Raw genomic sequence first — 13398 nt, 5'->3', positions numbered from 1 at the left:
GCCAGCAGAGGGTTATTTGCCATTACCCATGCGGCGGAAAATCGTCGCGACCAAAGGACCGGAAATATTGTGCCAGACACTGAAAATGGCGCTGGGCACGGCGGCCAGAGGCGAGAAGTGGGCACTGGCTAGAGCTACGCCTAGACCGGAATTTTGCATGCCTACTTCAATTGCCAGGGTTTTGCGTTGTGGCAACGGCATGCCGCTCAGGCGGGCCAGTACATAGCCCAGTATGTAGCCTAGGGTGTTATGCACGACAACGACCGAAAATACCAGCAGGCCGCTGGTCGCAATCTTGGCCTGGTTGCCGGCTACAACCGCAGCTACGATAGCCACAATTGCCACGACAGAGACCAGGGGCAGAGCAGCCACGCCCGCTTTGATTTTTTCGCCCAGCAGGGACTGCACAATAACACCCAGGGTAATGGGCAGAATCACGACCTGAACAATGGACCAGAACATGGCCGAGGCGCTGACCTCCAGCCATTGGCTGGCCAGCATGTAAATCAGGGCGGGGGTGACGATAGGCGCCAGCAAAGTGGAGACCGAGGTAATGGCAACCGACAGGGCCAGGTCACCACGTGCCAGGAAGGTCATTACGTTGGATGAGGTCCCGCCAGGGCAGCAGCCAACCAGAATGACGCCAATCGCTAATTCGGGCGGCAAGGAAAACGCATAGGCCAGGGACCAGGCCAAGACGGGCATGATGAGGAATTGACCCAGAACACCCACAGCCACTCGGCCCGGGCGTACGAACACCTCAGCGAAGTCCTGGCGCGATAAAGTCAGCCCCATACCGAACATGATGATGCCCAGAAGTGGAACAATATAAGCGCCTAACCAGCGGTAGTGGTCGGGAAAGTAAAAGGCCAAAATGGCAAACAGTAGAACCCAGATGGCAAAGGTATTGCCAACAAAACGGCTCAGGCGGGCGATAGCCTGCATGATGAAATATCCTTCAAGGAGCACGGCAGGCCGGTAGGCCGGCGTGGTGCGGATTAGTCTGTTATGGGGAGCAGCATGGGGCGGGCCAGGTGTAGACCGTCCATCGCAGACCTGCTTAAGGACTGGCGATACGACTTTCCGGTAGGGTGGGATAAAGCGCTGGCAGCACGGGGCTGTACGGGCAGATCTGGGTAAGGTCAGTTGTACAGGGGGTGGTGGGCGAAACGGGCAACATGGCAGGCCATGTTTTTTATCCTGGAAGGCCGGGCTCGAGCGTATTGTAGACCCTGGTCACCAGGGTATTTTGATTAGCTTGCTTGCAAATGTGTGTATTGGGAGAAGGTGGGTGAATAGAGCGGGATCACGTCTGGCGGCTTACGCCTGTTTGGCCTTGTCCATGTCTTTGGTAGGTAGTTATATCGCCTTGACTCGGCCCTTGGTGACGGCACTGCCGGTGTTCTTGTTGGCTTGGTTGCGCTTTGGGATTGGTGGGTTAGCGATGCTGCGCTGGCTACGTAAACCCGCGAATGAACCGACGTTGGATTTGCGCACCCGTGGCTTGATCTTTCTGGAGTCTTTCCTGGGCAATTTTCTGTTCACCCTGTGCATGGTGACGGGTATCAGCATGACCAGCGCGGTGTCGGCAGGCGTGATCTTGTCAGCTATCCCCGGCATGGTGGCCTTGTTTAGTTGGTATTTTCTGAAAGAAAGCATAGGCCCGCGTACGTGGGCATCGCTGGCCCTGGGTATGGGCGGTATTGCCTTGCTCGCTTTGGTGCAGGCTGATGACCACGGTGTGGATCAACTGGATACGGGGAAAATGTGGTTGGGCAATGCACTGATCTTTTGTGCCGTCTTGTGCGAATCAGCCTATGCCGTCATTGGCAAGCGTTTGACCGCTGTGCTTAGCCCCAAGCGTATCAGCGCCATTATCAATCTGTGCAGTCTGGCCCTGATTACGCCGCTAGGCTTATACGCCGCCTGGGATTTTGATTTCACAGCACCGGCAGGCTGGATCTGGCCTTTGCTGGTGTTTTATTCCCTGGCCGCCAGTGTCTGGACGGTTTGGCTGTGGATGACGGGTGTGCGTTCCGTGCCTGCTTCGCAAGCCGCCGTATTTATGGTTTTGATGCCTTTAGGCACGGCGGCAGTGGGTGTGCTGGTGCTGGGCGAGAGCTTTACCACCGTGCATGTATACGCTTTCATCCTGGCTTTGGCGGGCTTGGTGCTCGCGACTTTGCCGGCTCGGGTGAAATCGTAAAAAAACCGCTGCATAAGCAGCGGTTCAGGAAGAGAAATATTGGTGGAAGCGATAAGGCCTAGTCTTGTCCCTGAGCAAATTCAATAATGAATTGCACGCTGACGTTTCCATTCCATTCGTTCTGATCCAGACGATAAGCCGCCTCGATATGCTCGGGCAGCAAGGTATCGCGATTGAACCAAATGGCATCGAAGTATTCGCCGTTACGCTCCAGGCTCAGTTTCAAATGCTTGTTTTTCAGCAGGCGCTGCTGGCGCACAAAGAACCGGTCACGGAATACTGGCGCTGGAAAACCTGCACCCCAGACTTGTTTTTGCAATATGCCCGCCACCGTAATATTGATGTGTTCAGGTTCCAGCGAACCGTCGGTTTCGATGATAGGGTCAAATTGAAAGCGGCCTGTCAGTTCCTGCACCGCTTCTTCAAAAGCCTGCACGAATACATCGTAATTGTCCTCTTCAATGGTCAGGCCGGCTGCCATGGCGTGACCACCAAACTTCAGAATCAGACCGGGATAGCGTTTGGAGACCAAGTCCAGCGCATCGCGCAGATGCACGTCGGGAATAGAACGGCCCGAACCTTTGATCTCGCCTTCGTCACCTTGGGCAAAGGCCAGGGTAGGGCGCCAATACTTTTCTTTCAGACGTGAGGCGACCAGTCCGACGATGCCTTGGTGCCATTCCGGGTGAAACACGCACACCGTGGCACTGGTGTCCGGTTCAGCCAGCTCGGCCGCGCGTAGCGCCTCTTCGCGCATGGACTGCTCAATCGAGCGGCGATCCTGGTTCATTTCTTCCAGTTCGCGGGCCAGATTGGCGGCTTCATCCTCGTCGTCCGTGATCAGGCAGCGTATGCCCAAGGCCATATCGGCCAGTCGACCAGCGGCGTTGATGCGTGGGCCCAAGGCAAAACCCAGATCAAAGGCACTGGCCTGACGCGGATCGCGGCCTGCAACCTGGAACAGGGCGCGCAGTCCGGCTTGCATCTGGCCCTTGCGCATGCGCTCCAGCCCTTGAGTGACGATCAGGCGGTTGTTGGCATCCAGGCTGACCACGTCGGCCACAGTACCCAGGGCGACCAGATCAGCCAGCTCGTTCAGGCGTGGGCCGGCGTTGGCTTCATACACTCCGCGCTGGCGCAGCTCGGCACGCAAAGCCAGCATCAGGTAAAAAATAACGCCCACACCGGCCAGGTTCTTGGAGGGGAATTCACAGCCGGGCTGATTGGGGTTCACAATCGCCAGAGCATCGGGCAATTCATCACCAGGCAAGTGATGGTCTGTGACCAGAACTTTCATACCCGCCATATGGGCGGCTTGCACGCCATCAATACTGGCAATGCCGTTATCCACCGTAATCAGCAGATCTGGCTTGCCCGAGGGGTGTTGCTCAGCCAGTTCCACCACGGCGGGTGATAAGCCATAGCCGGTTTCAAAGCGGTTTGGCACCAGAAAGTCCACGACAGCGCCCATGCTGCGAAGTGCACGCAGGCCCACGGCACAGGCGGTAGCGCCGTCACAGTCGTAGTCGGCAATGATCAGCATGCGATCCCGACGGGCAATGGCATCGGCCAGCAAGACGGCGGCTTCACGCGCCTGGGTCAGCATATTGGGCGGAATCATGTTGCGCCAGGCCGGATCGATCTGGGCGGCATCGGTCACACCTCGAGAGGCCAGCAAGCGGGCCATTAAATCGTGAATCCCGGCCTGCTTCAGGGCTTGGCTGGCGGCTTCTTGGGCGGGACGGTTTTTCAGGATAGGGGTGACCACCACTGACTCCAGTTAGAGGTTTGTTTGAACAGGGACAGAGGCCAGAGACGGCGCGAGGCAGGACCGACGTGAGCGTAGCGGTCCAGTCCGGTCAGCACCAGCTCAGGCATGGGCCCTGCCGTGAGGGGGGCGAGCACGGTACGATCCAGCTCGGCCAGTTGTTGCAGCCAAAGCCCCCAGTCTTGTCGTATCAGGCTGTCTTGCAAATCATCAATAATGCGCAGCCCGGCAGGCTCGGGGCCTAGCTGTTGAGAGGTGGCTCCGCCAAACAGCCACAAGCTGTTCACATTGGGCAGGCCCGCCTGTTCGCGTTCCTGATTGTCCGGGAGCGCAAAGGTCAGCATCTGGAACTCATTGATCAGGCGACGCCAGGGGCGGGTTTGCACATCCTGTGTCCACCAATTATTCAAATTGCTTTGGCTGACCAATTCTGTAGAGGCCGCATGCACCGTAAAATCAGCCGGTGGAGTGACGCGCCATAACTCGGGGCTAACGTACTCGAACTGAAAGCCGGTGTCCTCAAGATAGGGGCCAATAGCCGCCAGCAGGGCCCGACTATAGGACTCGGACAAGGTCAGCTGTGGCGCCGGTATCAGCATGGCGCCCTCGCGAGAAGGGGCGATGTGAACCAGCTCTGCCAGCCAGACCGCTTGGTCCGGTGCCACTGAGTGGATTTGTTTCAACTGGCGTAGCCGCAAAGGGGCCAGACCTGCGCTAAGATGCTGGGCTTGGTGCGCCGTAAAGTGATGGGCGTGCAAAAGCCAGGATTGTGCTGGCGTGCACAGGTCCTCGGACGGATCACGTACCGACAGCGTCCCCTTGCCCTGAGTGAGTAACTGAACCAGTGAAGGGGCCGTCTGGGGCAAGTGTTTGATGAGTTCGCGCGCGATGGCCGGTTCCGGCAGCGCACCGTTGATTACGATCTGCATGATAGCGATTGTAGTGTTTTCTTTGAGGCGATAGCAGCTCGCATGGGATACGAATTTTGGATTGGGGCGCGGTATGCCGGCCTGGCTAAGGGTCGCAAACGGCGTGGGGGACGAAAAGACCGTTTCGTCTCCTTTATTGCGGGCAGCTCAATGGCGGGGATTGCCTTAGGTGTTGCCGCGCTGATTGTGGTGCTGTCTGTCATGAACGGTTTTCAGACTCAGGTGCGCGATCGCATGCTGTCGGTCTTGCCGCATATTGAATTGATTGTGCGCAATGCAGACCATCAACAAGTGTTGAATGAATGGAAAACGCTGGCCCAAAACGCCCAGACCAATCCGGCGGTGGTGGGCTCGGCCCCTTATGTGGCCGGGCAGGGCATGCTGGTGCGCAGCAATCAATTGATGGGTGTGCAGGTCCGTGGCATTGAGCCTGACCAGGAAAGCAAGGTGTCCGAGCTGGCCCAGCAAATGGTGGTGGGCAGACTTGAAAGTCTGCAGCCAGGCACGTTCGGCATTGTGTTGGGAGAGCAGTTGGCCAATCAGTTGCGTGTCAACACGGGCGATACGGTCATGCTGATGGCTCCGCAAGGATCGATCTCACCGGCCGGTTTTTCGCCCCGCATGCGCCAGTTCACGGTAAGCGGCGTGTTTTCTTCCGGCTATTACGAATACGATGCCAGCCTGGCTTTTGTAAACGTGGAAGACGCTTCCAAGATTTTCCGCGACAGCGGCAATAGCGGCGTGCGTCTGCGTATCAAAGACATGCAGCAGGCGCCGATGGTGGCTCAGGAGTTGGCCAGCAAAATGCCGCGTAACGTGCTGGTGTCCGACTGGACAGCCAATAATCGCACGTGGTTTGCCGCCGTTCAAACTGAAAAACGCATGATGTTTCTGATCCTGGCGCTGATTGTGGCCGTGGCCGCGTTCAACCTGCTGTCCTCGCTGGTGATGGCGGTAAAAGACAAACAGTCGGATATTGCGATTTTGCGCACGATTGGTGCTACCCCCAGTGAGATTGCCCGTATTTTCCTGGTGCAAGGGGCCTTGATTGGCGTGGTGGGCACCTTGCTGGGCGTCGGTTTGGGCACCTTGATTGCCTACAATATTGACGTCATCGTGCCCTTTATTGAAAACCTGATGGGCCGTAAATTCCTGCCTCAGCAGATCTACTTCATCAGCGAGCTGCCGTCCAATCCGCAGGTCTACGACATTGTGCTGATTGCCATCGTTTCTTTGGTTCTGTCCTTTCTGGCCACGCTGTACCCAAGCTGGCGTGCGTCCAAGCTTCAACCTGCACAGGTACTGCGCCATGACTGATCTTATCGCTCCAACCGTCTTGCGCGCCCGTGATGTCAGCGTCCAGTACGAGGAAGGCGGCAATACCATCCACGTGCTTTCCGGGGTAAATCTGGAAGTGTGCCGTGGCGAGATGGTGGCCATTATTGGTGCTTCCGGCTCGGGTAAAAGTACCTTGCTGCATGCGTTGGGTCTGCTGGACAAACCCAATACAGGCAGCATCGAGGTCAACGGCACCCAGACGGAAAGCTTGAATGAAAGCGAGCGCAGTCACTTGCGCAACAAAGTGTTGGGCTTTGTGTACCAGTTCCACCACCTGTTGCCTGAGTTTGATGCGCTCGATAATGTGGCCATGCCTTTGATCGTGCGCCGCATGAAGCGCGCAGACGCACGCGAACAGGCCCAGCAATTTTTGGAACAAGTGGGTTTGTCGCAGCGTGTGCATCACTATCCGGGCCAATTGTCTGGGGGCGAACGCCAGCGGGTTGCCTTGGCGCGTGCTTTGGTGACACGACCTGCCTGCGTGCTGGCCGATGAGCCTACCGGTAATCTGGATCGTTACACCGCTGAGGGCATGTTTGAGCTGTTAAGCCGGGTTAATGAAGAGTTCGGCACGGCGTTTGTCATCGTGACCCATGACCAGGCCTTGGCTTCTTTGGCCCATCGTCAATTGGTCATGGACAAGGGTTACCTGACTCAGGAAATCAAGGCCGATCGTCGGTCTTGATCGCTAGCAAGGACGTGGCCCGTCGCGCCGCGTCCCGTTCCTTGTCGGCTCGGCCTGGTTTTGGGGGAGAGTCTCGCTATGCTTATCGATACGCACTGCCATCTGGATGCTCCCGAGTTTGCTCAAGACCGAGAGCAGGTCATTGAGCGTGCCCGTGCGGCGGGCGTCTGTTCGATTGTGGTGCCTTCCGTAGGGGTATTCGATTTTCAGGCCGCCCGCGAGACAGCCATGGCGGCGCCCGGTGGTGTGTATGCCTTGGGTATTCATCCCCTGTTTACACCTAAAGCGGGGGCAGCGGATCTGGAAGCCCTGGAGCAGGAAATCCAGCGGCGTCTGGATGATCCGCGTTTTGTTGCTCTGGGTGAAATCGGTCTGGATTACTTTGTGCCAGAGCTGAAAACCGATCAGGCCAGCCGTCATCAGGAATGGTTGTATGAAGCCCAATTGGCCATGGCGCAACGCTATGGCCTGCCTGTACTTCTGCATGTACGCCGCTCCCAGGATAGGGTATTGAAATATCTGCGGCAGTTTCCGGGAGTAGGCGGAATCGCTCATGCGTTTAACGGGAGCGAGCAGCAGGCGCAGATGTTTGTACGTCAGGGCTGTGCCTTGGGTTTTGGCGGGGCCATGACCTTTGGCCGGGCCAAGCAGATTCGCCGTCTGGCGCAGGACATGAGCCTGGCTGATATGGTGCTGGAGACCGATGCGCCGGATCTGGCGCCGTCCTGGCTGGTGGAGCCGGGAACGCCGCTGGCTTCGGTTCGTAATGAGCCGGCTGAAGTGAAGGGCATCGCGGCAAGTCTGGCGCAACTGAGAGGGATGGACGTGGCCGACGTTATTGCCCAGACCGGGGCGACAGCACGACAAGTCTTGCCACGGCTGGATGCGTTTTTAGCTAGCCAAGGGCTTTAGGTTGGATTCAGTTTTTTGAGCTTGTCGGGGCTGTTTTTCTGCAGTCCGAGGTGTTTGAGGCTGACTTTGTGCTTGCTTGCCCAATCGCTTCATCTCAAGCCATCTAGCTCTCTCGCTTCTTACCTTTTCCTCAGCCTCATCATTCCCCCCGGTTCTATCGCTGCCTCTATTTAGGGCAGGCCGCTGCCATTAACTCTGCCCACTAAGGTTGCGGTGAAACTCCCTGCTCTTCTTCTTGCTACTTTTGCCTGTGTCTTTGCACATAGTCCATCTTTTAGCTAAGAGGGTCTTCTTGTCTATGGGTATAAGCCGATGTGAGCAAAGTGTCCTTTTCCCAGCGGTCTGAAGCAGTCTTGAACTCTACGCTATAGATTTGCATGGAGTTCGCGATGACAGGGCAGTGCCCATGATAGGGCGTGCGTGTTTAGCCGCTTTTGTGCTTGCAGCAACATTCACCCATTTCCTGAAGCCTTCTTATCTTGCTTTTCCTGTTTGGCTGTGGCTGGGTGCCGCTGTTTTGAGCCTTTTGCTGGCCCAGCGTTTTTCTTTTTTCTACGTGTTGGTCTTCGCCTGTGTGGGGGCAGGCTATAGCGTTTGGCATATACAAGATCGACTTGCTCAATTTGTCCCGGCAGCGGATATCAATAAAGTCAGCCGGGTAGAGCTGGAAATTCAGTCCTTGATACAGGCCGGATCGAACTACCGACAGTTTCAGGCCAAGGTCTTGCGCTCTCAGCCCCCCGGTCTGCCCGAGCAGATTCTGGTTCGCTGGACTGCGGCTCAAGGTCATCGGTCCTTATACCGCGAACCGTCTGTGCAGCACTTTCCGGAGTTGATGCCCGGTCAACGCTGGCGTATGTCTTTATTAGTACGCCCGCCTCAAGGGGCGCGCAATCCCCATGGATTTGATGCGGAACGTCATGCCATGATTCAGGGCTGGCGGGCGGTGGGCAGTGTGCGAGGTCAGCCCGAACGCTTGGCCTTTGATCCGGCGCAGTCCTGGTCCACCTGGACGCAGCGCCTGCGTCACCATTTGCGCGGCACGTTGGGGCCCTATGTGCAAGAAAGGCGCTGGGGCGGGGTGATGCTGGCCTTGTCTTTGGGTGATCAGGCCAGTATTGCCCCGTCGGATTGGCTGATCTTCAATCGCACTGGGCTGACGCATTTGGTGTCCATCAGCGGCACGCACGTAACGTTCCTGGCCGTGTTGCTGGCTGCGGTCGTGTCCTGGTGCTGGCGACGGCTTCGTTGGGAGCGCTGGGTATTGGCCCAACAGATACCCGCTCCAGTTGCCGCCACTTACATAGGTATTGCTGCAGCGGGCGCGTATTGCGTGATAGCGGGCTGGGGTGTCCCCGCGCAGCGTACGTTTTTGATGTTGCTGGTGCTGGGCGTCTGCCGTATTCGGGGATTGCATTTGGGAGCCAGCCGTACCTTGCTGATTGCCGCCCTGTGTGTGGTTTTGCACGATCCGTGGTCGGGGTTGACCACGGGTTTTTATCTTTCTTTCGCCGCTGTTTCCGTCCTGTTTGCTTTTGGCTATTTGATGGGGCAAGTGCCGCAGCCGGGATCGTGGTGGCAGCGCTGGGGGCGGCGAATCTGGGTTGCGACGCAACTGCAAGTGCTGATCACTTTAGCTTTATTGCCAGCACTGGCGCCCTTGTTTCATGAGATTTCGTTAGCCTCCTTGCCTGCGAACGCCTACGCCATCACCTTGATTGGTTCGATTGTGACGCCTTTGGTGCTGCTCTTGTTGCTTCTGGCGGCGCTGCAGGCCCCGCCGACCTGGTGCGAATCTGTCGCCTATTTTGCTCATGCGGTGTTGGACTTCACCATGCAGCCTACGGTCTGGTTGGCCGAGCACAGTCTTGCCAGCGTGCCCGTGCCTGCCCAGCATTGGGCGTGGACGGCTCTGGCTTTGCTGGGGGTCTTGTTGATGCTCTTGCCTAAAGGTTTCGTGTCCCGTTTGAGCGGCTTGTCTTTGTTGTTGCCCGCACTGACCTTACGCCCCTCCTTGTTACAGGAAGGGGATTGGGACCTGTTCGCCTTGGATGTCGGCCAAGGCAGTGCCGTGGTGCTGCGTACTCGAAATCAGGTGTTGTTATTTGATGTTGGAAACCGCTATGGCCCCGATTCTGATGAGGGCAATCGCAGCATTGCGCCTTGGTTGAAGGCCAAGGGAATAGGGCGGGTAGACACGCTGGTACTGTCTCATGCGGATATGGACCATGTGGGTGGAGCGCGCAGCGTATTAGCGGCGGTGCCGGTTGGTCGCTCCTATAGCAGCTTTGACCTGGACGCTCATTTGAGTCGGGAGGAGCGTTTACTGAGTGTGCCTGCTGGCTCCTCTATGCGCCCGCAGCAGGCCTTGCGTTGCGAGCAGGGTGTGAGCTGGGAGGTGGACGGTGTACGTTTCCGGTTCTGGTGGCCGCCTGCTGACGAGGCCAGTTTCAAGGCTGCTTATGGGCGCGAGGAAGACAAAAACGCCATTAGCTGTGTGCTGGAGGTCCAAGGCCCCAGACACAGTGCCTTGCTGTTGGGCGATGCGGGCGTGGCACAGGAACAGGCCATTGTGGGGGCGGGTTTGGGACCTATTGATGTCGTGGTGGTCGGGCATCACGGGTCCCGCACGTCCTCGGGGGCGCATTTCGTCAAACAGATGCAGGCCGGGTTGGCGATTGCTCAAGTGGGTTGGTGGAACCGCTTTAACCATCCGTATCCGTTGGTACAAGCGCGTTGGGAACGGTCCGGCGCTTTATTCTTGCGTACTGATCAATGGGGTGCCCTGACGGTGGAGTCGCGCCCCTCGGCGCTCTATTATTTTGGCGAGCGTGATCGCTATGCTCGCTACTGGCAATCTCCTGCGCCACCCTGACAGCAGGATAGAAACGGCACAGTAAAGCCTTCGGGCTGGGCTACAATGGTTCTTTATCCGTCAAATTCTGGTCTGAGCGTTCATGACAACTGATCTTCAGGAGCCGCGCCTTAATTGGCTTATGTGTGCCAGTGCCTCGGGTACGCACCGTATGGCGTACTGGGAGTGGGGCGATCCAAGTAACGACCACGTCTTGATGTGCGTGCATGGTTTGACGCGCACGGGCCGGGATTTTGATCAATTGGCCCAGCGACTGTCCAAACGCTACCGCGTAGTAGCCCCCGATATTGTCGGGCGTGGTCGCTCGGATTGGCTGATTGACCCGACCGCTTACGCTATCCCCCAATACGTCGCCGACATGTTGGTGCTGATTGCCCGTTTGCAACCGACGCGACTGGATTGGGTAGGCACGTCCATGGGCGGTTTGATTGCCCTGGGCTTACACGGAGCGCAAACGATGTCGGCCTTGTTGCGTCCGGCTCGCCCCGGTCCCGGTCTGGGTACCGAGCCACTGACATTGCCCTTGGGTCGAGTCGTTCTGAACGATGTAGGCCCGGTGCTGGATATGACAGGCTTGCAACGCATCAGTGAGTACGTCGGTCAGTCCGTGCTGTTTGATACGTTCGAGCAGGCGGTGGAGTATGTACGCTCTGTTTCGGCTTCCTTTGGCGAGCATTCGGCCCAAGAGTGGGCGGAAATGTCCCGCCATGTGTTTGTGGAGCATGAAGGCAAATGGCGTCGCCATTACGACTTGCGCCTGTCGCTTGCCTTTGCTCACCAGGCGGACGTGGATTTGGACGCGGCACAGGCTTTATTGTGGGGCGCTTATGAGAGTTTGCCTGACAAGGTGCTGATTGTACGCGGCCAACAGTCCGATCTTTTGAAACCGGAAGTGGTACAGGACATGTTGCAGCGCAATCCCAATTCGCAACTGGTGACCATTCCCAATGTGGGGCATGCGCCCATGCTGCGCAATGCCGAGCAAATCGACCCCATCGACTATTTTCTTGCTGGATAGCCCCTTATGAGTGTTCAGGCCCGCTTGCCCGTTGATTTGCATTGCCATTCCATTTATTCAGATGGTGTGCTCAGCCCGGCGGAGCTAGCCGCGCGTGCGCATGCTAACGGTGTGAAACTGTGGGCCCTGACGGATCATGACGAAATCGGTGGCTTGAAACTGGCCCGGCACTATGCCGAGGAGCTGGGCATGTGTTTTGTGGATGGGGTGGAAATCTCCGTCACTTGGGCAAATAAGACCATTCATATTGTGGGTTTGGGGGTGGACCCCGATCATTCTGCCTTACAGCAGGCGCTGCATGATGTGCGTGCTGGCCGTGGACAGCGCGCGCGTCAAATGGGTGAGCGCCTGGCAAATCTGGGCTTCCCCGATGCCTATGAAGGGGCCGTCCCATTTGCGGCCAACCCTGAATTGATCAGCCGTACGCACTTTGCCCGTTTCCTGGTGCAGAAAGGATATTGCGCTGATATGAATGAAGCCTTTCGCCGCTATCTGGCAGATGGCAAGCCCGCCGCAGTAGAAACGGTCTGGGCCAGGCTGGAAGAGGCGGTGGGCTGGATACGCGAGTCTGGCGGCAAGGCCATTATTGCTCACCCCGCACGGTATGAATTGGACGATACCCGCAGTCATGCCTTATATGCCCAGTTTCTAGAACTGGGCGGCGTGGGTATTGAGGTGCTGACGGGCAGCCACACACCGCAGGAATACAGCGTGTATACCCAGGTAGCACGTCGCTATGGTTTTGAAGTGTCCTGTGGGTCGGATTTTCATGGTCCCAACGAAGGGCGTGTGGATTTAGGCGGTCTACCACCTTTGCCCTCGGGGTTGAAACCCGTTTGGCAGGAGTGGCTCTAGCAGGAGCCTTGAAAGCGATGAATAAAGCCTTTGTGAAAGAGTCCGATCAGGACGATGACGACGATCTGGACTCCCCGGCCAGTGCGTTGCCCAGTGGCACCAAGAATTACATGACAGTCTTGGGCTACCGCCGCTTGCGTGGCGAACTGACGCATTTAATGAACAAAGAACGTCCCGAAGTGGTGCAGATTGTCTCGTGGGCTGCCTCCAACGGTGACCGTTCCGAAAACGGCGATTACCTGTACGGCAAAAAGCGCCTGCGGGAAATTGACCGCCGTATCCGTTTCTTGACCAAGCGTCTGGAAATTGCCGAGGTGGTCGATCCCGGCTTGCAGCCCAATCCTGATCAGGTGTTTTTTGGCGCAACGGTTGTTTATAGCGACAGCCAGGGTGAAGAGTTCACCATCACCATTGTGGGGGTGGATGAGGCTGAACCCTTGCAAGGCCGGATCAGTTGGATTTCTCCGGTGGCCCGCGCTCTGATCAAGGCGCGTGAAGGCGACACCGTGGTGCTGCGTACCCCGGCTGGCAAGGAAGAGCTGGATATTCTGGAAGTGTCCTATCCCGAGCCTGCGCCAGCCCCTGATCTGGATGGAGACAGCCCGATTTGAACGCCGTACCGGGTCCGTATTGGAGATTACGGGGCGCCAATCGCTCCAGCCCCTCAAGACGTCTTGTCGAGCTTGTCGGGTGCGCTGTGTCTTCAGCCCGGGTCGCGTCACCTTTGTTTGAACTGAATCTTCCCTTTTTCTGCACGCCATTTGCCGATGTGACCTCTTGTGTCGCTTCCGGTTAAAATGGCGTGTTTTCTA

The 13398-nt window shown here is 57.3% G+C and carries 11 protein-coding genes; 8 read left to right on the top strand and 3 right to left on the bottom strand.

Features of this window, described 5'->3' with window-relative positions; translation table 11 throughout:
* Nucleotides 1–12: 12 nt before the first annotated feature.
* Nucleotides 13–945, bottom strand: a complete 933-nt coding sequence (locus tag LNA76_RS06645) for a bile acid:sodium symporter family protein (RefSeq protein ID WP_125278095.1) — start codon at nt 943–945, stop codon at nt 13–15.
* A 346-nt stretch (nt 946–1291) separates the two neighbouring features.
* Here LNA76_RS06645 and LNA76_RS06640 point away from each other — a divergent pair, with 346 nt between their 5' ends.
* Nucleotides 1292–2206: a DMT family transporter gene (locus LNA76_RS06640; RefSeq protein ID WP_108728697.1), complete on the top strand. Its 915-nt coding sequence runs from the start codon at nt 1292–1294 to the stop codon at nt 2204–2206.
* Between the two features lie 58 nt (nt 2207–2264).
* On the opposite strand, the gene recJ is transcribed toward LNA76_RS06640, so the two are convergent.
* Nucleotides 2265–3974, bottom strand: a complete 1710-nt coding sequence (gene recJ, locus LNA76_RS06635; protein ID WP_094196437.1) for a single-stranded-DNA-specific exonuclease RecJ — start codon at nt 3972–3974, stop codon at nt 2265–2267.
* Nucleotides 3956–4903, bottom strand: coding sequence for a hypothetical protein (locus tag LNA76_RS06630; protein ID WP_094196438.1), 948 nt, complete (start codon nt 4901–4903; stop codon nt 3956–3958). The genes recJ and LNA76_RS06630 overlap by 19 nt, the downstream gene beginning before the upstream one ends.
* 42 nt (nt 4904–4945) lie before the next feature.
* Here LNA76_RS06630 and LNA76_RS06625 point away from each other — a divergent pair, with 42 nt between their 5' ends.
* From LNA76_RS06625 to greB, 7 genes are all read left to right on the top strand, one after another.
* A complete protein-coding gene (locus LNA76_RS06625) occupies nt 4946–6220 on the top strand; it encodes a lipoprotein-releasing ABC transporter permease subunit (RefSeq protein ID WP_094196439.1) in 1275 nt (424 codons plus the stop codon).
* Nucleotides 6213–6926 (top strand): ABC transporter ATP-binding protein, encoded by a 714-nt coding sequence (locus LNA76_RS06620; protein WP_108727337.1) that lies wholly within the window; start codon nt 6213–6215, stop codon nt 6924–6926. The genes LNA76_RS06625 and LNA76_RS06620 overlap by 8 nt, the downstream gene beginning before the upstream one ends.
* Before the next feature lie 78 nt (nt 6927–7004).
* Complete coding sequence (locus tag LNA76_RS06615; RefSeq protein WP_230018552.1) at nt 7005–7838, top strand: TatD family hydrolase; 834 nt, start codon at nt 7005–7007, stop codon at nt 7836–7838.
* 436 nt (nt 7839–8274) lie between these two features.
* The gene (locus LNA76_RS06610) at nt 8275–10713 is read left to right on the top strand and encodes a DNA internalization-related competence protein ComEC/Rec2 (RefSeq protein WP_230018550.1); all 2439 of its coding nucleotides are present in this window, start codon (nt 8275–8277) and stop codon (nt 10711–10713) included.
* 121 nt (nt 10714–10834) lie between these two features.
* A complete protein-coding gene (locus tag LNA76_RS06605; protein ID WP_108727340.1) occupies nt 10835–11731 on the top strand; it encodes an alpha/beta fold hydrolase in 897 nt (298 codons plus the stop codon).
* A 6-nt stretch (nt 11732–11737) separates the two neighbouring features.
* Complete coding sequence (locus LNA76_RS06600; RefSeq protein WP_094196444.1) at nt 11738–12586, top strand: PHP domain-containing protein; 849 nt, start codon at nt 11738–11740, stop codon at nt 12584–12586.
* 17 nt (nt 12587–12603) lie between these two features.
* Nucleotides 12604–13197, top strand: coding sequence for a transcription elongation factor GreB (gene greB / locus LNA76_RS06595; protein ID WP_094196445.1), 594 nt, complete (start codon nt 12604–12606; stop codon nt 13195–13197).
* Nucleotides 13198–13398: the final 201 nt, after the last annotated feature.

The organism is Alcaligenes sp. MMA (assembly GCF_020907215.1).
In the GTDB taxonomy this organism is placed as follows: Bacteria; Pseudomonadota; Gammaproteobacteria; order Burkholderiales; family Burkholderiaceae_B; genus Alcaligenes; species Alcaligenes aquatilis.
The sequence above is the reverse complement of the archived record's forward strand: the minus strand, read 5'-3'. Positions and strand labels throughout refer to the sequence as shown.